The organism is Acidovorax sp. GW821-FHT10A04 (assembly GCF_059415825.1).
This window is the reverse complement of sequence record NZ_JBWKNZ010000008.1, coordinates 158630-179888: the sequence shown is the minus strand read 5'-3', so window position 1 is coordinate 179888 and position 21259 is coordinate 158630. Positions and strand designations below refer to the sequence as shown.

Sequence of the window (21259 nt, the reverse complement as noted above, 5' to 3'; positions counted from 1 at the left end):
GATCAGGGCACGCCGACGGGCGCCACCTGCCCTGGCGGTACCGGTGGCGTGGGCGGGATCACCGGCAGCACCTGGGGTGCTGGTGCACCCGCTGCTGCGGCACCGCAGGCATGGCAGAAGCGGGCAAAGGCGCTTTTGCGCGTGGTACACACGCCGCAGTGGTCGAACAGGCCGATGCCGCAGTGCGGGCAGAAGTCGATGGCCTCGTTCTTCAGGTCCACCGGCCGCTCGCAGCCGGGGCACACGCTCTTGGCCAGGCGCGCCAGGGCCACGTCGTAGCTCAGCTCCTTGCGGCGCTCCTGGTCGGGCAGGGCCTCGGCCAGCTTCTGGCGCTCCAGGTAGCGGTTGAGAGCCAGGATGGCGTAGCGCCCGACCAGCACTGTGATGCCGATGCCCACCACGTAGCGCACATAGCCACCGTAGCTGGGCAGGTAGGGCACCAGCTCCACAAAGAAGGCGAACAGCGCGAAGAAGATGAAGCCCCAGACGAAGGGCCAGTAGGTGCCCTTGCGCTTCTTGACGAACAGCCAGCCGGCAATGGCCAGAAGCGGCAGGGTGAGCGCCAGGCGGTACAGGAAGACGCGCAGTTCGAGCTTGCGCTGCTCGATGGACATGCGGCCATAGCCCTCGCGCTCCATCTCGCTCTGGCGCTGCTGGGCGGCGCTGGCGGCCTGCTGCGCATCGAGCGCGGCCTGCTGCTGCGCCTCGACCGCCTGCTGGGTCTTGCGCTCGGCGAGCTTGAGCACATCGAGCTTCTGCGTGCGGGCGATGACCTCGGGGTCCTGGTCGGCACGCTGCGTGGCGCTGCGCGTGGCCAGCCAGTTGTTGAAGGTCTCGCGCTCGGCCGCGCTTTCGCTGCGCGTCTTGCTGCGCTGCAGCTGGGCCTGCTGCAGCGCGGTCTCGGCGTCTTCCTCGGCCTTGCGCGAGCTGCGTACTTCCTCGCGCACCCGGTCGTAGGCCGCCTTGTCGACGAAGTCCTCGACCACCAGACGCTTTTCCACCTGGGGCAGGTCGCCGACGATGGTGCCGCCCAGGCCGATCAGAAAACCCGCGAAGACGAAGGCCACCAGCCAAAGGCCGCGGCGGAACCACTTCTCGGACAGTCGCAAGGATTTGCTCATGGACAGTTCTCCCGGTTGCCGATCGCGCCCGGACCGGGTCGCCCAGGCGCATCGTCACGTCACTTCAGAACCAGCGTGGCGGGCGCCGCACCCAGCTGCGCGCGCTGCAGCCAGGCGAGCATCGAATCCACGGTCACCGTCTCGATGCGGTCGGAGTACCGCTTGTCGTTGGGGTGGTCGTCGAAGGCGATGTTGGCCGATCCCACGCGCCCGCCCATGCGGGTCAGTGGCCCGATCTTGAGCGTGGTGGGCTCATAGCCCTTGAACTTGAGCCAGGCCTGCGCCTGCTCGCGGCTGTTGACGGTGGCCGGCTCCATGGCGGCGGCCAGGGTCTCCAGCGCCCACTGGTTGGACTGCTGGTACTTGGTGCCCCAGACGTAGCTCACCATGCTGTAGGCGGGCTGGTTCATGGCCTTGGTGCGGCCCTTGTCCTGCAGCAGCGTGTACAGGCGCTGCTGCACCTCGGGCGTGGGCACGGCCCACACGGCCTCGTAGCGCCACAGGTCGTCGAGGAAGAATTCGCCCAGGCCCTGGCGGTAGACATGGCCCACGGCGGTGCCGCACTCGTTGAGCTTGTGCGCCACGCGCCAGGGGCCCTCGGGCGTCTTGTAGGCCCAGCCCAGGTGCGAGTAGCGTATGCCGTACTTGCCCAGGTCCTGGCCGGCGCGGCCCAGCATCACGACCTGGGCACCGGTCGCGTCCAGCGCCTGGGAGGTGCGCTCGGCCAGCTGCATGCCGCGCTCCACGCTCTTGGCGGGGGGCGGCTTGGCCGCCTCGCACGAGCGGCCGGCATGGGCCTGGGTGGCAGGCAGCAGGGCAGCGCCGGTCAGCAGCGCCGCGCCCAGGGCCCAGCGCAGGCCGGGCTGGTGCAAAGTGGTGGTGGTGTGCATGGCTGCGGCCTTCTTCACAGGCGCTCGTTGTGCAGCAGTGCCCGGCCGATGGCGTTGGGGACGAAGGCCAGGGCCTCGCCGGCCACCGACAGCACCACGCCCGAGCCGATCACGGTGCAGACCACCACCGTGCCCACGGCATGGGCCGAGGCACCGATGCCGCGGCCCAGCACCTCCACGCTGACGCGGGCGCCGTCCGAGGCACGTTCGAGCACGTACACGGTACCGACAGCCGACACCTCCACGGCGCGCACCGAGAGCACGGCACCACCGACCGACAGGGCTGCGGGCAGGGCCACGACGGCGCCGGCAGCGGTCGAGGCGACCGAGGCCGTGCCCACGACGGAGGCCACGGGCAGCAGGGACAGCGCGGCCGAGGCCTCGCTCTGTGCGCGGGCCGGCAGGCTGGCCAGGGCCGCAAGGAAACTGGCGGCCAGCAGGGTGCGGGCCAGGGTGCGTTGCAGGGTCTTGTTCATCGACATGGTGTCACTCCAGAGGGTTGGGTGCGCCTGGCGCACACAAGGCGCCAGGCAATGCATTCAGGAAAGGACTGCGCGGCTCAACCGTTGCTGCCGGACGCTGCCTGGGCCGCTTCGCGGCGGCCCTGGAGACGGGCTTCGGCCAGGTCGGCTTCATGGCGGTCGCGCAGCATCTTGGCCAGCGTGAACGCGGTGGTGATCAGGTACAGCCAGCTCACACCGAGGAAGGCCTTGTAGGTCTGGTTGACCTCCATGCTGAACAGGCCCCAGCCCGTCAGGCCCATCGCGACCGCAAAGCCACCCCACACCACCAGCTTCCACATGGGGGTGTCGCCAGCGCCGCGGCGGCCCGCACTTTCGTTGTCCCGCACGAACTTGGCCAGCACGAAGGCGGCCGAGAGGCAGAACACATAGCCCATCACCATGAACGCGCGCTCCAGCTGCTCCCCGGGCAGCCAGGCCAGGCCGACTGCGCACAGGAACACGGCAATGCCGAACGAAATCCAGACCTGGAGCTGCCAGGCACGGGTATCACGCTGAACGACGAAGGAAGATGCTGACATACGGGTGGTGTGGCCCTGGGGCCGTTGTTGAACACGGAACGAATGGTCGCAAAGCGCCAGCCGGGTGTCCGCATTGAACCACCACAGTGGCATTGCGCCGGCTCTTCAGTATCGTTTTACGGTACTTGGTCACACTTTGACACCCTTATCCGACCCCACAGTTGCGCGCAAGCCACCACCAGTATCCCGAGTTGGAAATTCGTTGAATCAATCTACCGACAATCCCCGCCATGCGTCGTTGCAAATGCTCGCCATGCTCCCAGCATGGCTGTGCTTTGCGCCTAGCCTTGCAGCGATTTCGGCAGATTGCTTTCTTCAACGAACTTCCAACTCGGGACACTAGGAAGCGCATGGGCGACAGCCGATGCTGCCCGGGTCTTTCACAATCCCGGCGATTGCGGGGCCTGCCCGCCCTACCGAATCTCCTGGAGAACCGCCATGACCAAACCCTTTGACATCGTCGTCCACGGCGCCACCGGCTTCACCGGCCGCCTGGTGGTGGAGTACCTGCTGCAGCGTTACCCGGCCGGCAGCGGCCTGCGCTGGGCCATGGGCGGGCGAAGCGCCGAGAAGCTGGCCGCCGTGCGCGACGAGCTGGGCGCCCCTGCCGACACGCCCCTGGTGGTGACCGACAGCGCCAGCATGGAGAGCCTGCAGGCCCTGATGGCGCAAACCCGCCTGGTGCTGACCACGGTGGGGCCTTACCAGCTCTACGGCAACGAGCTCGTGGCCGCCTGCGCCGCCGCGGGCGTGGACTATGTGGATCTCTGCGGCGAGCCTGCCTGGATGCGCCACATGATCGATGCGCACGAGGCTGCGGCGAAGGCCAGCGGCGCGCGCATCGTGTTCTCGTGCGGCTTCGACTCCATCCCGTTCGACCTGGGCGTGTTCATGCTGCAGCGCGAGATGCAGGCGCGCTTCGGCCACCCTGCCAGCCGCGTGCGCGGCCGTGTGCGCAGGATGAAGGGCACCTTCTCGGGCGGCACGGCGGCCAGCCTGAAAGCCACCATGGCCGCATCGGCGGCCGACCCCAAGGTGCTGGAACTGCTCAAGAACCCGTTCTCGCTCACGCCCGGCTTCGAGGGCCCGCGCCAGCCCACGGGCCACAAGCCCATGGAGGACGAGGCCCTGGGCATGTGGGTCGCCCCCTTCGTGATGGCGGCCATCAACACGCGCAACGTGCACCGCTCCAACTTCCTGCTGCAGCACGCCTATGGCACGGACTTCGTCTACGACGAGATGCTGGTGACCGGCCCTGGCGAGAAGGGCGAAGCCATCGCCAATGCGGTGGCGGGCGACAAGTCCATGGGCTCCAAGGAGGGTCCGAAGCCCGGCGAAGGCCCTTCGCGCGAGGAGCGCGAGGCCGGCTCCTACGACGTGCTCTTCCTTGGCGAGGACGGCCAGGGCCACACCCTGCGCGTGGGCGTCAAGGGCGACCGCGACCCGGGCTACGGTTCGACCTCGAAGATGATCGCCGAGGCGGCGGTCTGCCTGCTGCAGGAAGCCGCTGCCACCCCGGGCGGCATCTGGACCCCGGCGCCTGCCATGGGCGAGCCGCTGATCGCGCGCCTGCAGGCCAACGCCGGCCTGGCGTTCGCGGTCGAGACGCCGTAAATCCTGGGCCGTTGGTCAGAGGGCCAACGGCAGCTCCGTGGTGGACAGCACGTTGCGCAGCACCATGAAGGAGCGCACCTGCCGCACGCCCGGCAGGTAGATCAGTTGCTCGGCGTGCAGGCGGTTGAAGCTGTCGCTGTCGCGCGTGCGCACCAGCATGAAATAGTCGAACTCGCCCGTCACCACGTGGCATTCCATGCAGCCCGAGATCTTCACGGCCGCCTTCTCGAAGGCCGCGAAGGACTCGGGCGTGGAGCGGTCGAGCACCACGCCGATCATCACCAGCATGCCAGCCCCCACGGCCTTGGGGTTGAGCAGCGCCACCACCCCGTCGATGAGCCCCAGGCGCTTGAGCCGATCCACGCGGCGCAGGCAGGCGGGCGGGCTCAGGTGCACCTTCTCGGCCAGGGCCACGTTGGACAGTGAGGCATCGCGCTGCAGCAGGCGCAGGATGGCCTTGTCGGTGCGGTCCAGGTCGTCGGTGATGCCTTCGGCGGCAGGCACGCTCTTGCCACGAACTTTTGTTGCGCACATGGTCTGTTTTGTGAAATCAATGGAAATCCATTTCCATTTTTGCATACCAAACCACCAAATATGCACCCATTTTCACAACCACGTTAACGACGGCTTTTTCTACGATGGAGGCACTGCAGGCAAGGCGCCAACGAAGCGTTCCTGCACGTGATCCCCCCTTCCATCGCACACGAGAGCCCGCCATGAACCTGCAGAAATTCGCCCGCCATCCGCTGACCTTCGGCCCTTCGCCGATCACGCCCCTGAACCGCCTGTCGGCCCACCTGGGCGGCAAGGTGCACCTGTATGCCAAGCGCGAGGATTGCAACAGCGGCCTGGCCTTTGGCGGCAACAAGACGCGCAAGCTCGAGTACCTGATCCCCGAGGCGATTGCCGGCGGCTACGACACGCTGGTGTCCATCGGCGGCATCCAGTCCAACCAGACGCGCCAGGTGGCTGCCGTGGCCGCGCACCTGGGCATGAAGTGCGTGCTGGTGCAGGAGAACTGGGTCAACTACTCCGACGCGGTGTACGACCGCGTGGGCAACATCGAGATGTCGCGCATCATGGGTGCCGACGTGCGCCTGGATGCCGCGGGCTTCGACATCGGCATCCGCCCCAGCTGGGAGCAGGCCATGGACGACGTGAAGAAGGCCGGCGGCAAGCCCTTCCCCATCCCCGCGGGCTGTTCCGAGCACCCCTACGGTGGCCTGGGCTTCGTGGGCTTTGCCGAGGAAGTGCGCCAGCAGGAAAAGGAGCTGGGCTTTGCGTTCGACTACATCGTCGTCTGCTCGGTCACGGGCAGCACGCAGGCCGGCATGGTGGTGGGATTCGCGGCCGACGGACGGGCGCGCAAGGTGATCGGCATCGATGCCTCGGCCAAGCCCGCGCAGACGCACGCGCAGATCCTGCGCATCGCGCAGAACACCGCCCAACTGGTGGAACTGGGCCAGGAGCTCACGGCCGAGGACGTGGTGCTGGACACGCGCTACGGCGGCCCCGAGTACGGCCTGCCCAGCGAGGGCACGCTTGAGGCCATCCGCCTGTGCGCGCGCCAGGAGGGCATGCTCACCGACCCGGTGTACGAAGGCAAGTCCATGCACGGCATGATCGACATGGTGCGCAAGGGCGAATTCCCCGAAGGTTCCCGTGTCCTGTACGCGCACCTGGGAGGGGTGCCGGCGTTGAACGCCTACAGCTTTCTTTTTCGCAACGGCTGATCGCAGCGAGACCGAGGGCCAGCGCCTGGCACAGCTGGCGGGGCTGTCGCTGATCTGAGCCGTGCCTAGCGCCGCAAGGCTGTGGGATCTCCCAAGGCGGCGTTGAGTGCCGTGGCCTCGCGGACCAGATGGACGAAGACCGCCTGGTCCAGCGGCGTCTCTTCAGCCAGCGCCAGCGTGGCCATCTCGTACTGGCCGCCAGCCTTGAGGCGGGGTTCCAGATGCTGCAGTCGCTGGCCACGCCAGAAGCCCAGCAGCACCCGCCTTGGCTCGGCGCGCACCAGCAGCACCTGGCCATTCGAGACGAAGACCACATGGCCCCACTTGAGCCGCTCCTGCAGCGCTGGCGACGCCGCCAGCGCGTGCGTGCGCAGGGCCTCGCAGTAGCTGCGCTGCCAGCCTTCGAGGCAGCCGATGTAGCCCTCGGGGGTGGTGGCAGAGGTCAGCACCATCTTCATGGCAGGCTCCCGTGGCGGTGTCCGGCGCGCCGCCAGGCCTGCTGGGCGTCGGCATGGCGCATGCTCAGGTGGCCAGCAGATCGGCCACGCGTGAACGCAGCAGCGCGGGCTGCACGTCCGACGACGCCACGGCGTGCCCCACGTTCAGGCCGACGCGGCTGTAGAACCCGCGGCGGAACGGCCGCACCATGGCACCGCCCTGCTCAATGCGGCTGAAGTAGGAGCCCCAGAGGTTGGTCAGCGCCATGGGGATCACGGGGGCGTTGATGCCCTCTTCGCGCGCCCGGTCGATGATCTTCATGATGCCGCCCTTGAACTCCTGCAGCTGCCCGTCCTTGGTGATGCCGCCTTCCGGGAAGATGGCCAGCAGATCGCCCTCGCGCAGCACCTGGGCCGCGCGCTCGAAGGCGGCTTCGTAGGTGGCGGGGTCTTCCTTGTAGGGCGCGATGGGGATGGCCTTGGCCAGGCGGAACAGCCAGCCGAGCACCGGCACGCGGAAGATGCGGTGGTCCATCACGAAGTAGATGGGCCGCGGGCTGGCCGCCATGAGCAGCACTGCATCGACGAAGCTCACGTGGTTGCAGGCCAGGATGGCCGCACCCGTGGTGGGCAGGTTTTCGTCGCCCTGCACCTTGAAGCGGTAGACGAAGCGCGAGGACACCCAGGCCACGAAGCGCAGCAGGTACTCGGGCACCAGCATGAAGATGTAGAACGCCACCACCGCGTTCGCCAGGCCGGTGAACAAAAAGATCTGCGGCACGGTGAAGCCCGCGCCCAGCAGCGCGCCGGCGATCAGCGAGCTGGCGATCATGAACAGCGCGTTCAGGATGTTGTTGGCGGCGATGATGCGCGCGCGGTGCGTGGGCTGGCTGCGCATCTGGATCAGCGCGTACATGGGCACGCTGTACAGGCCGGCGAACAGGCTCAGCAGCGCCAGGTCGAGCATCACGCGCCAGTGCTGGCTCTGCGCGAGGAAGGCACCCAGGCCCATGATCTCCGACGGCGGCAGGCTGCGCGCGGCGAAGTACAGGTCGATGGAGAACACGCTCATGCCGATGGCGCCCAGCGGCACCAGGCCGATCTCCACATGGCGGCGCGAGAGCACCTCGCACAGCAGCGAACCGATGCCAATGCCCACCGAGAACACCACCAGCAGCAGCGAGGCCACCTGCTCGTTGCCGTGCAGCACCTCCTTGGCGAGGCTCGGGAATTGCGACAGAAACACCGCGCCGAAGAACCACATCCAGCTGATGCCCAGCAGCGAGCGGAAGACCACGATGTTGCCGTGCGCGAGCTTGAGGTTGCGCCAGGTCTCGGTGATCGGGTTCCAGTTGATGACCAGGCCCGGGTCGGTGGCCGGTGCCGAGGGAATGGCCTGCGCCACCAGGCGCCCGACCAGGGCCAGCGCCACGCAGGCGATGGCCACCGTGGTGTGGCCGATGCCCGGCAGCGCCACCAGCAGGCCGCCGGCCACGTTGCCCAGCAGGATGGCGACGAAAGTGCCCATCTCCACCATGCCGTTGCCGCCCGTGAGCTCGCGCTCGGTCAGCACCTGGGGCAGGTAGGCGAACTTCACCGGCCCGAACAGCGTGGAGTGCATGCCCATGAGGAAGGTGCACAGGAGCAGGATGGGCACGTTGCCGGCCACGAAGCCCACGGCCGCCACCAGCATGATGGCGATCTCCAGGTTCTTCACGAAGCGGATCATGCGCGTCTTGTCGTACTTGTCCGTGAGCTGGCCCGAGGTGGCCGAGAACAGCAGGAACGGCAGGATGAACAGCGCCCCGATCACCAGCCCGGCCATGGCCGGCGGCAGCCAGCCCACGCTGAGCTGGTAGGTCACCATCACCGTGAAGGCGAACTTGAACAGGTTGTCGTTGGCCGCGCCCGAGAACTGCGTCCAGAAGAAGGGGGCGAAACGGCGCTGGCGCAGCAGGGCGAACTGGTTGGGGTCTTCATGGCCGCCGTGGCCGCCCTGGACGCCAGGGCTGCCGTGCAGGGGGCTCGCGCCCGCAGAAGGGGTCTCAGTGGTCATGCGTCTCTCCTCGCTTGCTTGCGTCTTGGTGTAGTCGAACGGCATCTCAGGCACCCTGGCGGCGTGCGCTGCGCGCCGTGGCCGGCCCGCTGCCCGGCCGGTGCTGGCCGCCATTCTGCCCGGTTGCGGCGACAGCGCCATGGCCCTCGGTGCGTGGCAGCAACGCGGCCAATGCCGACAGCACCGGCAGGGCCGCAGCGGCGGCAGCCAGGTGCTTGAGGCTGTGGCCGGACACCCATTGGCCCGTGGCCTCCAGGATGGCATGGTCGGCGGCCTCGAACAGCTTGGCCACGCCATAGAAAGCGATCACCGCTCCCAGGTGCACGGCCAGGGCCCCTTCGCGCCGCGGCAGCGCGGCCAGGGCCAGCACCACCAGCATGCCGCCCAGTTGCACCACGGCCCAGGGCAGCACGTTGCCGGTCAGCGCCCACCACAGCACGGCCGATGTGCCGCCCAGCAGCACGGCGCCCGCCGTGGCGATGCCCGCACGCTGGCTGACGCGGCCCGCCGCCGCCAGCCCCAGCAGGCCCGCGAACGGCAGCACCATGCCCAGCCGGTCCCACATCAGGCCAAAGTCGCTGGGCCCCCAGTGGTAGAAGGCCGAGCCCACCGAGGTGCAGACCAGGCCGGCAAAGAACAGGCCGGCCAGCGCACGTGCAACGCCCTCCACTGCAGCCACCGGCACCTGGGCCAGCCACGCGAGGCCCAGGGCCCCGGCGATGGCGAAGGGAAGATTGCTCAGCACGTCGAGCGCGCAGGGAATGCCCAGCAGCGTGCGCTGGTCGGCAAAGCCGTGCTGGTGGGCGCTGTCCTGCAGCACCGGACCGAACACGGCCAGCGCCAGCAGCGCAAAGGCGCCGAGCAGCAGCACGGCCTCCGGGCGGGAGGCGCCTGGGGCGGTCGAAGGGAGTGGCAGCGGCATGGTTCGGGTTCCGGGAGTGGTTGATGGAGCGCAGTGTGGGAACGCCGAGGGCTCGATCGGTACCGAAATCTGTTCAAAGGGCTACCAAATGCACCAGAGGTACCGATAATCGATACCCATGAGCACCACCGCCGACCTCGTTACCGCCCTCAAGAAGGAACTCAAGACCGCGCAGATGACCTACGCCGACCTGGCCCAGCAGCTGGGCATGGCGGAGTCCAGCGTCAAGCGCATGCTGGCCAAGGGGGACATGCCGCTGTCGCGCATCGACGCCATCTGCCGCGCGCTGGCGCTGGACTTCGCCGACCTGGCGCGCCGCGTGGCCGAAAGCCAGCCCCTGCTCAAGGAACTCACCCAGGAGCAGGAAAAGGCCGTGGTGGCCGACAAGCGGCTGCTGCTCATGGCCATCTGCGTACTCAGCCAGTGGACGCTGGAGCAGGTGACCGGCACCTACCGCCTGTCGGAGGCCGAGGGCATCAAGTACCTGGCCCAGCTCGACCGCATCGGCATCATCGAGCTGCGCCCGCTCAATCGCTACCGGCTCAAGCTGGCCAAGACCTTCCGCTGGCGGCCCCATGGCCCGGTGATGAACTACTTTCGCGAGCATGCGCTGCTCGACTACTTCGCCGGTGGCTTCGACGGCGCGGGCGAAGGCGTGCTGCTGGTGCACGGCACCATCAGCCGCAGCCTGGCCCCGGCCTTCATGGAGCGCATGCAGCGCGTGGCCCAGGACTTCGCCCAGCAGCACCTGGCAGACCAGAAACTGCCACCGCGCGAGCTTGAGGGCTACACCCTGCTGCTGGCGCTGCGCAGCTGGGAGTTCGAGGCCTTCACGGGCATGCGCCGCTAACCCCCGCCTCCGGTGGATTTGAGGGCGCTCACGCCAGGCGATTGCGTGCCTGCTTGACGCCACAATAAAAAATCACTATTCTTTAAATCATAGATTTCACTGATTTAAGGATAGTCAATTGAAAACCACCCGCCAACAGCAGGACGCGACGCGCCGCCAGATCGTGGCCAGCGCGGTCGACCTGATGACGCGCCAGGGCTTCGACGGCACGACGATGAAGGACATCGCGCGTGCGGCCGGCATCGGCGATGCGACGATCTACAAGTACTTCCCGACCAAGGACCGCATCGTGCTGGGCTATGTGGACGAGGCGGTGCGCGCCGCGCTGGCCGATACGCTGGCCACGCCGGACCTGGCGGACTACGGCCTGCAGGAAAAGCTGCAGCGCCTGACCGATGCCGTGCTGGAGCGCCTGCTGCCCGACCGCGAGTTCGTCGCCGAGCTGCGCACACTGGCCCGGCGCTCCCCCCTGTCCATGCTGGCCGAGCCGCTGGCCGCACGCCAGGCCCTGCGCGAGGCCGTGGCCGGTTTCATCGAAGCGGCAGAAGCCAGCGGCGAGATCGAGCCCTGCGACTTCAAGGGCGTGGCCAGTGGTTTGTATGGCGACTACCTGGCGGGCGTGGTGGCCTACTGGCTGGCCGACGAATCGGACGAATTCGCAGAGACCACGCAGCTGGTGGACCTGTCGCTGGGCGTGGCGGTGCTGGCGCTGCGCGCGGGCCTGGTCAACCGCGTGCTGCATCTGGGCGGCTTCATGCTGCGCAGCCAGATGGCGCGCTTCATGCAGCACGGCAGCGGCCTGGTGGGGGTGCTGCGCATGGCCAAGAACGCCCTGGGCGACACGATGGTGTCCCCGGTGGATACACCGCGCACGCCGCGTGCGCGCCCGCCGGCCCAGGCCCCCGTGGCCGATGCGCCCAAGCCCGCCCGCAAACCCCGCACCCGCAAGGCCGCCCCATGAGCCCCGCCCGCACTGTTCGAGCCACGGCCATCCCTTCGGGCAGCGTGATCGCCACGCAACTGCCAGGCGCCCAGTTTGCCGACTGCTTCGAGACCGCCGACCCCCTTTCCGACACCAGCGCACTGCAGACATGGCTGGACATGGTGATCCGCACGCCGGGCTGGACGCGTGCCCTCATGGCCCTGCGCAATCGCCTGGTGAGCATGGTCGGACTCAAGGGCGTGGGGCAACTGCACGACGGCACCCGCCGGAGCGCAGCAGGCTACCGGGTGGGCGACCAGGTGGGTTTCTTCGAAATCCGCCACCTGGGCGAACGCGAGGTGGTGATGGGCGTGGACGACCGCCACCTGAACGTGCTGGTATCGCTGCACAAGCGCATGCAGGACGGGCAGGCCGTCCTGGCCCTTTCCTCCGTGGTGCACATCCACAACGCGCTGGGCCACACCTACATGGCCACGATCGCACCGTTCCACCGGCTCATCGTGCGGACCCTGCTGGCGCGGTTGGATGCGGCCGCGCCGGCTTCTACCAGCCCCCAACGCCCGCCCCGCGCATGACAGGCGCCAAGCCACCCCGCACGGGCACGCTCGCGCGCGGCACCATCACCGGCATCACGGCCGCACGCCTGGGCCTGGCCCAACTGGGCCAGCGCATGCGGCCCGCCCACGCCGACGAAGTGGCACAGGCCGATGCCCAGGCCCGGCACGAGGCAACCCTGGGCCGCATCCTGTTCCAGGCCATGGGGCAGTTGCGCGGCACAGCGCTCAAGGTCTCGCAGATTCTGAGCATGGACAGCAGCTTCCTGCCCGAGGGCGTGCGGCGCGAGCTGGCGCGCGCCTGCCACCAGGCCACGCCGCTCAACCGCGCGCTGGTCGGCCGGGTGTTCCGCCAGGCCTTCGGGCAGGAGCCCGAGTCCTTGTTCACCCGCTTCGAGCCCCGGGCCTTTGCCGCCGCCAGCCTGGGCCAGGTGCACCGCGCCGAGCTGGCCGGGCACGGTGCCGTGGCGGTCAAGGTGCAGTACCCGGGCATTGCCACCACCATCGCCTCGGACATGCGCCTCTTGCGCACCACCTTGCGTGCCCTGGCGCACAGCGACCTGCCCCTGCCCGGCGATGTGGTGGTGGAGCGCGTGATGCAGGAGATCGAGCGCACGCTGCAGCGCGAGGTGGACTACCTGCACGAGGCCCGGCAACTGCAGTGGTTTGCCGAGCATGCGGCGCTGCCGGGCATCGTGCTGCCACAGCCCATTGCCTCGCACACGCGTGCGCAGGTGCTCACCCAGCAGTATCTGCCGGGCCTGCACCTGGCGGACTGGCTGGGCACCGAGCCCACGCAGGCCGCGCGCAACCAGGCCGGACAACTGCTCTGGGACTGGTTCATGCACTGCACCTTCGGCCTCGGCCACATGCATGCCGACCTGCACCCGGGCAACTTTCTGTTCCTGCCGGACGGGCAGCTCGGGGTGCTCGATTTCGGCTGCACGCGAGAGCTGTCGCCCGCGTTCCGCGGCGGGGTGCTGCAGGCCTGGCGCGCACTGCTGCAACCCGCATCGCCGAACCATGCCCAGGGCGTGCTGCAGGCCTACGTGGCGCTGGGGCTGGTCCATGCATCGATGGACCTCGCCACCTTCACCGACGAGCTGATGCCCGCCCTGTCGATCATGCAGGCCTGGCAGACCGAGCCCTTCACGGAGCCGGTCTTCGACTTCGCAGGCAAGAGCCGCCCGCCCGCCCCCGTGGCGGCGCAGCAAAAAGTGCTGGCCAGGCACCTGGCCGGCGTGCCACTCGAACTGCCGGCTTTCGAGCGCGCCTGGCTCGGGCTCATGCACCTGCTGACCGAGATCCGGGCGCAGGTCCACACGCAGGCCGATCGCTGGATCGGCTGACCATCCTACGTCCCCCGTACTACAAGGAGCCTTCCGTGCACAGCCTTCTCTGGTCCCTCTCCACCCTTGCGACCCGCCCCTGGAAGGGCTTCTGGCTGCTGGCCGTGGCCCTGCTGCACACGCTGGCGGCGGTCGTCCTGTTCGCCCCCCAGTGGCAGATCCTGTGGCAGCGTGGCGTGTTCAACGCCGTGGCAGACGACATGCACCTGGGCGCCGCCGTCTGGTTCCTGCTGTTCGGTGCCGTGCTGGCCCTGCTGGCATGGGAGGTGACGGCGCTCGAGCGCAGCCAGCCGGCCGAGGCGCTGCGGCCCATGGGCTGGTGCCTGCTGGCCCTGGTGCTGGCCGGCGTGGTGCTGATGCCGGTGTCGGGCTTCTGGCTGGTGCTGCCGCCGGCCTTGGCGCTGCTGGTCAGGTGAAATGCCCCCTGAGTCGCTTCGCGCCTTCCCCTCGAGGGGGACGCCCCCAGCGCGGCGGGGCAGCCCTTGCGCGGGGACGCTGGCGTGGGTCGCGCCAGTTTCATGCGCCCCGGGTGGCGCGCAGCGCAATGGACCGCCTGTGTGACATAAATCACGCTTTGGGTGCGCGAGCTGCGCCGCAGCAACACCCGCTTACAACTCTTCGCACGGGCACTACACCGGCTTGACGCAAAGCGCCCACGATCAAGGCTCCGGTTCCGCAAGGAATCATTTCCAAGGAGACCTTCATGGCCCGCATCGCCCTCGCCGTCGCTTCCCTGGCCTTGCTGTCGCTGGGTGCCGTTGCCCCGGCGCTGGCATCCCCCAGCGCCACCGTCGTCATCCAGACCGGCACCCCTTCTTCCTACTACCAGCATCCGGTGCAGCGCCCCGCCCTGGCCCCGCTGCAGGTCACCCCGGTGCAGTACCACGCGCCACCCCCACCCCGCTATGAAGCACCACCCCACGCACGCCGTGGCATGGCCTGGGTGCCCGGCCATTGGGAATGGCGCGGCGGCCGGCATGTGTGGATCCAGGGCTACTGGGTCAAGGCCCGCCCTGGCTATACCTACCGCGAGCCGCGCTGGGAAGAGCGCGATGGCCGCCACCACATGCGCCCCGGCGGCTGGGACCGTGACGGCGATGGCGTGCCCAACCGCCACGACCGCCGTCCGGACAACCCTTACCGCAACTGATGGCGGCAGGCCGGCTGCCCCACAGGTGCCGGCCCCGCCCGCCTACAGGGGGCAAGGTGCGGCGCCTACAGACCTGTCGCCACCGCTTGCCCACCATACAGAGGCGACACAACAACATTGAAAAAGGAGTCATCCATGGCTTACAAAACCACTTACGCAGCCCTCATCGCCACCACGCTGGCACTGGCAGGCCTCTCTTCGGTCGCCACGGCCCAGCCGGCGCACCAAGGCACCGTGGTGATCCAGTCGGGACCCCAGGGTTACCAGGTCATCCCTGCGCCACCGCCACCCCGCCGTGAAGCCGTGCCGCGCCCACGCCGTGGCCAGGTCTGGGAAGAGGGCCATTGGGATTGGCGTGGCGGCCGCCATGTGTGGGTCGCCGGCCACTGGGTGAAGGCCCGCCCCGGCTACGCTTACCGCCAGCCCACCTGGCAGGAACGCGACGGCCGCTGGGAAATGCGCCGTGGCGGCTGGGACCGTGACGGTGACGGCATTTCCAACCGCAACGACCGGGACCGCGATGGCGACGGCGTATCAAACCGCCGCGACAGCAACCCTGACAATCCCCGCCGCAACTGACGCTTGACCGGGTTAGCGCCCGGCCTTGTATCAGCAACGAACGCCGCACATTAGCTGCGGCGTTCGTCTTTGTGCGCCAGCGCCGCCCTAGAATGGCCTTCGCAGGAGAGCAGGCGGCAATGGCCGCTTCACCGAAGGCGCAAACTCCCATGCACGCTCAGGTTCCGTACTGCACCATTCATCAAGGCCGTCTGGAGAGCCGCTACGCCATGTAGCGCACCGAAGGAGCAAGCCGCAGCCCATGAGGGGCGGCGGTGAATCTCTCAGGTACCAAGGACAGGGGGAGCGGCAGCCGGGCAATGACGTGCCCGCTGCGCGCTATGGACACCCATACCCGCAGCGACATCGACAGGCCTGGCGATTGCCCTTCCAAAGGCTTTCAAAATGCGTGTGATCGTTCTTGGCGCCGGCCTGCTCGGCGTGACTTCGGCCTATTTCCTGCAACAGCTCGGCCACGAGGTGACCGTCATCGACCGCCAGGGTGCGCCCGGTGCGGAAACCAGTTTTGCCAACGGCGGCCAGATCTCGGTGAGCCATGCCGAGCCCTGGGCCAACCCGAGCGCGCCGCTCAAGGTGCTGCAGTGGCTGGGCAAGGAAGACGCCCCCCTGCTGTTCCGCATCCGCGCCGACATGCGCCAGTGGCTCTGGGGCCTGTCCTTCCTGCGCAACTGCACGCCCGCGCGCACGCGCCACAACATCGAGCAGATCGTGCGCCTGGGTACCTACAGCCGCGACACGCTGCAGCAGCTGCGCGCCGCCACCGGCATCGCCTACGACCAGCGCACGCAGGGCATCCTGCACTTCTACACCAACCAGAAGGAGTTCGACGGCGCCCTGGCCCCGGCCGAGCAGATGCGCCAGCTCGGCTGTGAACGCCAGGTGATCAGCGCCGACGAGGCGGTGCGCATCGAACCGGCCCTGGCCCACATCCGCCCGCAACTGGCCGGTGCCACCTACACCGCCGAGGACGAGTCGGGCGATGCCAACACTTTCACGCGCGAGCTGGCGCGCCTGTGCGAGGCCGCGGGCGTGCAGTTCCGCCTGGGCCAGCACATCACGGCGCTGCGCGAGGCGGGCGGGCGCATCGACCATGTGGAGGTGACCACGGCCGAAGGCCGCTTCGAGCGCGTGCACGGCGATGCCTTCGTGCTCGCCATGGGCTCGTTCAGCCCGCTGCTGGCGCAGCCGCTGGGCATCCGCCTGCCCATCTACCCGGCCAAGGGCTACTCGGTGACCATGCCGGTCAAGGACGCATCGATGGCGCACCAGGTGAGCCTCACCGACGACGAGTACAAGCTCGTGTTCTCGCGCTACACCAGCGAGCGCGGCGACCGCCTGCGCATTGCCGGCACGGCCGAGCTCAACGGCTACCACCGAGACCTGAACCAGGTGCGCTGCGACGCCATCGTGCGACGCGTGGAGCAGCTGTTCCCGGGGGCCGGCGATGCCAGCCAGGCGCAGTTCTGGACCGGCCTGCGCCCCGCCACGCCGAGCAATGTGCCGCTGATCGGCAAGACCAAGCTGGCCAACCTGTTCCTCAACACCGGCCACGGCACGCTGGGCTGGACGCATGCCTGCGGCTCGGGCAAGTCGCTGGCGCGCATCGTGAGCGGCCTGGCGCCCGAGCTGGACTTCGCGTTCACGGGCATGCCGCAGAGCAGCGTGCCCAGCCTGTTGCCTGCGGCGTCGAAGGCCTGAGCAAGCGCCGGGTCAGGGCGCGGCACCCGAGGCCTGCGCGACGAAGCTCGCCAGCGCCCGCATGTCCTTGTCGCTGAGCTTGTCGGCATAGGACGGCATGACACCGATGCCCGCCTTCAGCGCGCGCAGCACGCGCTCGGCGTTGGGCTTGAGTTCGTCGAGCACGGGCCCGACCTGGCCTTCGGCGCCCGCGGCCTGCAGCGTGTGGCACACGCTGCAGGCGGGCTGGATCTTGCCGAACAGTTCCTTGCCCCGCGCCAGTTCGCCGGCATCCGCGGCCCAGGCGCCGCCGCTTGCCAGCGCCAGCAGCACGGCGGTCAGCGCAGTACGCAAGGCGTGCGCCCCCTCACGCGACCACCACGGTCACACCGTGGTCACGCCAGCTCGTGTTGTTGTAGCCGCCCAGGTTCTCCTCGCGCTGCTCGGGCTGCACATGACCGGCGGTATCGGTGGCACGGCTGAGCAGTTCGTGCGAACCCGCCGCCAGCCGCACGGGCAGCACGAACTGGCGCCAGGCGAAGCGCCCCAGGTCGGGCCCGATGAGCTGGGCCGCCTGCCAGGTCTTGCCGCCATCGACGGACACCTCCACGCCCTTCACGCCGCGCGTGCCGCCAAACGCCACGCCATGCACCTGCACCAGCCCGGCCTTGAGCGTGCCCTGCTCGGGCAGGGGGCCGTTGATCCAGGACTTGGTCGTCATCTCCCACACCGAGGGCTGCTCGGGGCTGGCCTTGGTGCCGGGGGGCGACATGCGGTAGCCGTGCGACATGATGCGCGCCTGGGACTGCTCGGCGCCGAAGGCCACGCGCTTGACGTACTTGATGTTGTTCACACCCTGGTAGCCCGGCACGATCAGGCGCAGCGGTCCGCCATGCGCCAGCGGCATCGGCTCGCCGTTCATCTCCCAGGCCAGGATGGCATCGTCCAGCGCCTGGATGGGCACCGAGCGCTCGACCACCACCGTGAGCGGGTCCACGCCCTCGGGCAGCTTCTCGCCGCCCGTGCCGGTGAGGTAGGCGACACCGCCCGCCAGCCCGCCCAGGGCGGCCACCACATTGCGCAGCGGCACGCCGCTCCAGACCACGCAACCCGCGGCGCCCACCGTCCACGGCGTGCCGCTGGGCTTGCTGGGGAAAAAGCCGCGCCCGTTGCCCGAACATTGCAGCACCGTGGTCACGGTCTCGATGCCCAAGGTCCGCAATTCGGCCAGGGTCAGCGCGCGCGGTGCCTTCACGCCCTCGATGGAAACACTCCAGGCATCGCGGTCGGCCACGATGGCGGTATCGGGCGCAGGCAGGTTGTTGCGGATGTACAGCTGGCTCGATGGCGTGACCACCCCCGTGCCGAAGGCCGCCCGGCGCGTCTCCAGGGTGCTGCTGCTGTGCACGATCAGGCTGCCTGGGTTCTTCCATCCCGCATAGGCGGGCAGCGGCTTGGCCGCCGCAGCCGGTGCGGGCTGGGCATGCGCGCCCCGGGTCCATGCGGCCAGCCCCAGGGCGCTGAGTGCGGCAGCACTGCCGGTGAGCAGGTGTCGGCGCGGCAGGGTCACGGGATTCTTCATGGAACGGTCCTCCGGGGGTTGGTCAGGCTCAGGTGTTTTTCCGCTGCACGCACCGGTCATGGGAGACCGCCAGCAGGCGCGGGGCATGTCCCATTCTGGTATGGCCGCTGCGGTTTGCCCCTGCGGGTTTTGGAGAGCAGGTGTAAGAAATGGCAACAACCCGCGCAAGGACGTGTGCTGCGTAGCGCCCTGGTGCACATTTGACATCGGCTGACAGACCCCGGAGGAGACACCATGTACCGCACCACACGCCATGCCCTGCTGTCCCTGTTGCTGCTATCGCTCGGTCCCCTGGCCCAGGCCCAGATCACGGCCATCGTGGCCGTGGAGCCCACGGCCAAGAAGGCGGCGCACAGCATCCTGCGCAGCGCCTTCGAATCAGGCCTGTCCAAGGCCGCCGGCCTGCCGGCCACCGTGGCCACCAGCGAAGACCTGGCCGATGTGATGCGCGCCACGCGCAGCGCGGGCTACGACGTGTTCATCGGCCCGGCCCAGGTGGCGGCCTCGGCGCTGCAGCGCGGTTACGAGCTCGTGGGCGCGACCCAGAAATCGGACCAGTACCTGCTCGTGGGCTCGGCCCAGGTGGTCAACGTGGCCGCGATGAAGGGGCTGCGCCTTTACCTGCCCCAGCAGGATTCGATCTACACCTACATGGCACGCGGCATGCTCAACGAAGCCGGCCTGTCGTTCCAGGACCTCAAGTCGGTGCTGCACGAGAAGCACCCGCAGGCCGGACTCAGCGCGCTGGTGCTGGGCAGTACCGATGCCACCGTGGTGCGCGCCGACGACTGGGCCGAATGGTCTGCCATCCACAAGGGCCAGGCACAGGTGCTGGCCACTTCGCAGCCGGTGCCGGGCGGCTTCTCGATCACGGTGAAGAAGGACCTGCCCGCCGACGTCAAGGCGCGCCTGGCGCAGTGGTTCGCAGCAGGCACGGGAGCGGGGCTGGCCCCCGTGGCCCTGCGACCCCAGGCGCAAGAGTACCGCCGCGTGGCGGAGCTCGGCCTGTTCACCCCCAACAGCCTGCCTGGCGTGAACCGCATCACGGCGCGCGAGGCGCAGAAGCTGCAGGCAGAAGGCGCCGTGGTGGTCGACACGCGCACCGAAAAGGAATTCAAGGCCAAGCGCATCCGCGGTGCCGTGTTCGCGGCCTACGTGGAAAAGAGCCTCAAGGACGTGGCCTTCAATGCCGCCCAGGACGACTTCCAGGCCCTGGAGAAAGTGGACCGCAGCAAGCCCGTGATCTTTGCCTGCAACGGGGCCGAATGCTGGAAGTCCTACAAGGCGGCCAAGGTGGCGGCCAGCAAGGGCTACAAGACGGTGTACTGGCTGCGCGGCGGCCTGCCCGAGTGGGACGCCGACGGGCTTCCGACCGAAAGCAGCAGCTGAGGCCGGCCGTGGCCCGGCCGCTCAGGTGAAGACCGTGAGCACCCCGGTATAGCCGTACAGGTGGTGGTGCGCGATCTCGCCACCGGCAAAGAAGCCGGCCAGCGGCACGTCGCCCAGCGCATGCCGCACGATCTGCAGTTCAGCGCTGGTCCCGCCGAAATGCGGCCCCCCCCGGCCTGAGCAGCTCACGTAGATGGCGCCGCGAATGCGCCGCCCGGGCTGCGTCGCCGCCCGGCCCTGGGCGCCCGTTGCGGGTGCAGGGGCCTTCGTCGCAGCGTCCGCGTGGCCCGCCTCCAGCGGCGCGGGCTCCAGTTCCTCGGGTTCGAGTTCCTCTCGGATCTCGGCGCAGATGCGCATCAGGTCGGCGCGTGCCGCCGCCACGTTGCGCTGGCAGAAAGCCAGGTGCATGCCGGGCTCCACCTTGTCACCGAGCGCGACGCCACGGCGCGCCCCGTCGAGCCCCACGATGTGGCGCACGCGGGTGTCGGTGCCGAAGTGGCCGGTGCGCTGCTGGCCCTGGGGCTGGGCCCCGGCTTCCACCAGCCCGGCCAGCGTGGCGCGCACCTTGCGCAGCGCGGGTTGCGGATCGCCGTCGAGCGACACCTCCAGCGTGTCGAGCAGCACGTCGAGCGCGGGCTCGCCATCGAGCTGCAGCACCACGTTCTCGTGCGCGGCGGTCACGCTGCGCAACGGCCCCACGGGCTGGCAGCCCTGGGTGACGCGCGAGACCAGGGCCACCCCGGCGCCGAAGGCCACGCCCGACAGGCCACCATCGAAGACCCCGCCAGCGCCGCCCTGCCCGGCGATGTTGCCGTCGCCAGCGACCGCGAACTGCACGCCCGCGCCCCGGCTGGCGCTCAGGCCGCCGAACAGGTAGCCGGTCTCGGTGCGGCCGGCCATCTCGGCCAGCAGCTCAGCCAGTTCGGGCGTGTGGCCGTCGGCATGCACCAGCGCCGTGTGGGCCGCGAAACCGCTGGTCGGCTGGCGCGGCAGCGGGGCCACTCCCGAGAACACACGGTACTGGTCGGGCGATACGTCGAGCAGCATCACGGACAGCGCCGGCTCGTCGAAGTACTCGGCGTTGTTGGCCGCCACGCCCACGCCCACGGTGCCGCTCCAGTCGGTCACCTCGGGCAGTTCGCCGGCCAGGTAGTCGAGCAGGGCCTGGGCCTCGCCCGCATAGTGGTCGGTGATGTATAGCAGGCCCAGCGTGGGAGCGCTGGCGTACTCGGGCAAGGCCATCTGCGCGCGCAACTGCGCCAGTGCCAGGGCTGCGGCCATGCGCCACTGGGGATGGGTGGCATGGCCGGAGGGAAAGAGTTTCATGGTGTGTGTCTTCTCGCAGGCGGTGCGCGCTGCCGACGCACGGCC

The 21259-nt window shown here is 68.9% G+C and carries 22 protein-coding genes and 1 riboswitch; of the genes, 11 read left to right on the top strand and 11 right to left on the bottom strand.

Annotated features, from left to right (window positions below; genetic code table 11):
• Window positions 1-2: 2 nt before the first annotated feature.
• The 4 genes from AC07PF_RS18315 to AC07PF_RS18300 form a co-directional block, all read right to left on the bottom strand.
• Complete coding sequence (locus AC07PF_RS18315; protein WP_494612793.1) at window positions 3-1121, bottom strand: serine endopeptidase; 1119 nt, start codon at window positions 1119-1121, stop codon at window positions 3-5.
• Between the two features lie 59 nt (window positions 1122-1180).
• Window positions 1181-2011, bottom strand: a complete 831-nt coding sequence (locus tag AC07PF_RS18310; protein WP_007849690.1) for a DUF2145 domain-containing protein — start codon at window positions 2009-2011, stop codon at window positions 1181-1183.
• Between the two features lie 14 nt (window positions 2012-2025).
• Entirely contained in the window at window positions 2026-2493 is a 468-nt protein-coding gene (locus AC07PF_RS18305; protein WP_007849688.1) for a hypothetical protein, read from the bottom strand.
• Between the two features lie 77 nt (window positions 2494-2570).
• Window positions 2571-3053 carry a YiaA/YiaB family inner membrane protein gene (locus AC07PF_RS18300; RefSeq protein WP_035202208.1) on the bottom strand — a complete coding sequence of 161 codons (483 nt, stop codon included), beginning with the start codon at window positions 3051-3053 and terminating at the stop codon, window positions 2571-2573.
• Between the two features lie 438 nt (window positions 3054-3491).
• Here AC07PF_RS18300 and AC07PF_RS18295 point away from each other — a divergent pair, with 438 nt between their 5' ends.
• Entirely contained in the window at window positions 3492-4667 is a 1176-nt protein-coding gene (locus AC07PF_RS18295; protein ID WP_494606899.1) for a saccharopine dehydrogenase family protein, read from the top strand.
• A gap of 15 nt (window positions 4668-4682) precedes the next feature.
• Here AC07PF_RS18295 and AC07PF_RS18290 read toward each other — a convergent pair whose 3' ends face one another.
• On the bottom strand, window positions 4683-5201 hold the full coding sequence (locus AC07PF_RS18290) for an Lrp/AsnC family transcriptional regulator (protein WP_494612792.1): 519 nt from the start codon (window positions 5199-5201) through the stop codon (window positions 4683-4685).
• 182 nt (window positions 5202-5383) lie between these two features.
• Here AC07PF_RS18290 and AC07PF_RS18285 point away from each other — a divergent pair, with 182 nt between their 5' ends.
• Entirely contained in the window at window positions 5384-6400 is a 1017-nt protein-coding gene (locus AC07PF_RS18285; RefSeq protein ID WP_007849678.1) for a 1-aminocyclopropane-1-carboxylate deaminase, read from the top strand.
• A 65-nt stretch (window positions 6401-6465) separates the two neighbouring features.
• On the opposite strand, the gene AC07PF_RS18280 is transcribed toward AC07PF_RS18285, so the two are convergent.
• The 3 genes from AC07PF_RS18280 to AC07PF_RS18270 form a co-directional block, all read right to left on the bottom strand.
• On the bottom strand, window positions 6466-6858 hold the full coding sequence (locus AC07PF_RS18280) for a DUF1801 domain-containing protein (RefSeq protein WP_494612791.1): 393 nt from the start codon (window positions 6856-6858) through the stop codon (window positions 6466-6468).
• Between the two features lie 64 nt (window positions 6859-6922).
• Window positions 6923-8893, bottom strand: a complete 1971-nt coding sequence (locus AC07PF_RS18275) for an MFS transporter (protein WP_007849672.1) — start codon at window positions 8891-8893, stop codon at window positions 6923-6925.
• 46 nt (window positions 8894-8939) lie between these two features.
• Window positions 8940-9815: a hypothetical protein gene (locus AC07PF_RS18270; RefSeq protein WP_494612790.1), complete on the bottom strand. Its 876-nt coding sequence runs from the start codon at window positions 9813-9815 to the stop codon at window positions 8940-8942.
• A gap of 118 nt (window positions 9816-9933) precedes the next feature.
• On the opposite strand from AC07PF_RS18270, the gene AC07PF_RS18265 reads away from it, so the two are divergent.
• The 8 genes from AC07PF_RS18265 (at window position 9934) to AC07PF_RS18230 (ending at window position 16938) form a co-directional block, all read left to right on the top strand.
• Complete coding sequence (locus tag AC07PF_RS18265; RefSeq protein WP_007849667.1) at window positions 9934-10665, top strand: helix-turn-helix domain-containing protein; 732 nt, start codon at window positions 9934-9936, stop codon at window positions 10663-10665.
• A gap of 118 nt (window positions 10666-10783) precedes the next feature.
• Window positions 10784-11626: a TetR/AcrR family transcriptional regulator gene (locus AC07PF_RS18260; RefSeq protein WP_494612789.1), complete on the top strand. Its 843-nt coding sequence runs from the start codon at window positions 10784-10786 to the stop codon at window positions 11624-11626.
• Window positions 11623-12183, top strand: coding sequence for a DUF2867 domain-containing protein (locus AC07PF_RS18255; protein WP_494606891.1), 561 nt, complete (start codon window positions 11623-11625; stop codon window positions 12181-12183). Before AC07PF_RS18260 ends, AC07PF_RS18255 begins: the two co-directional genes overlap by 4 nt.
• Window positions 12180-13511, top strand: a complete 1332-nt coding sequence (locus tag AC07PF_RS18250; RefSeq protein WP_494612788.1) for an ABC1 kinase family protein — start codon at window positions 12180-12182, stop codon at window positions 13509-13511. The genes AC07PF_RS18255 and AC07PF_RS18250 overlap by 4 nt, the downstream gene beginning before the upstream one ends.
• Before the next feature lie 35 nt (window positions 13512-13546).
• The gene (locus AC07PF_RS18245) at window positions 13547-13927 is read left to right on the top strand and encodes a DUF6463 family protein (RefSeq protein ID WP_494612787.1); all 381 of its coding nucleotides are present in this window, start codon (window positions 13547-13549) and stop codon (window positions 13925-13927) included.
• Between the two features lie 287 nt (window positions 13928-14214).
• On the top strand, window positions 14215-14661 hold the full coding sequence (locus tag AC07PF_RS18240; protein WP_145697110.1) for a YXWGXW repeat-containing protein: 447 nt from the start codon (window positions 14215-14217) through the stop codon (window positions 14659-14661).
• Window positions 14662-14796: 135 nt separating this feature from the next.
• A complete protein-coding gene (locus AC07PF_RS18235) occupies window positions 14797-15240 on the top strand; it encodes a YXWGXW repeat-containing protein (protein ID WP_007849657.1) in 444 nt (147 codons plus the stop codon).
• 181 nt (window positions 15241-15421) lie between these two features.
• Window positions 15422-15530, top strand: a riboswitch (glycine riboswitch).
• A gap of 94 nt (window positions 15531-15624) precedes the next feature.
• A complete protein-coding gene (locus tag AC07PF_RS18230) occupies window positions 15625-16938 on the top strand; it encodes a D-amino acid dehydrogenase (RefSeq protein WP_494612786.1) in 1314 nt (437 codons plus the stop codon).
• Window positions 16939-16950: 12 nt separating this feature from the next.
• Here AC07PF_RS18230 and sorU read toward each other — a convergent pair whose 3' ends face one another.
• Both sorU and sorT read right to left on the bottom strand, forming a co-directional pair.
• A complete protein-coding gene (gene sorU, locus AC07PF_RS18225) occupies window positions 16951-17271 on the bottom strand; it encodes a SorU family sulfite dehydrogenase c-type cytochrome subunit (protein WP_007849651.1) in 321 nt (106 codons plus the stop codon).
• 13 nt (window positions 17272-17284) lie between these two features.
• On the bottom strand, window positions 17285-18499 hold the full coding sequence (gene sorT, locus AC07PF_RS18220) for a SorT family sulfite dehydrogenase catalytic subunit (RefSeq protein ID WP_494612785.1): 1215 nt from the start codon (window positions 18497-18499) through the stop codon (window positions 17285-17287).
• 234 nt (window positions 18500-18733) lie between these two features.
• Between sorT and AC07PF_RS18215 the strand changes: the two genes are divergently transcribed.
• Window positions 18734-19888 (top strand): rhodanese-like domain-containing protein, encoded by a 1155-nt coding sequence (locus AC07PF_RS18215; RefSeq protein WP_145697107.1) that lies wholly within the window; start codon window positions 18734-18736, stop codon window positions 19886-19888.
• A gap of 21 nt (window positions 19889-19909) precedes the next feature.
• On the opposite strand, the gene AC07PF_RS18210 is transcribed toward AC07PF_RS18215, so the two are convergent.
• Window positions 19910-21214: an FIST signal transduction protein gene (locus AC07PF_RS18210; protein ID WP_494612784.1), complete on the bottom strand. Its 1305-nt coding sequence runs from the start codon at window positions 21212-21214 to the stop codon at window positions 19910-19912.
• Window positions 21215-21259 lie beyond the last annotated feature (45 nt).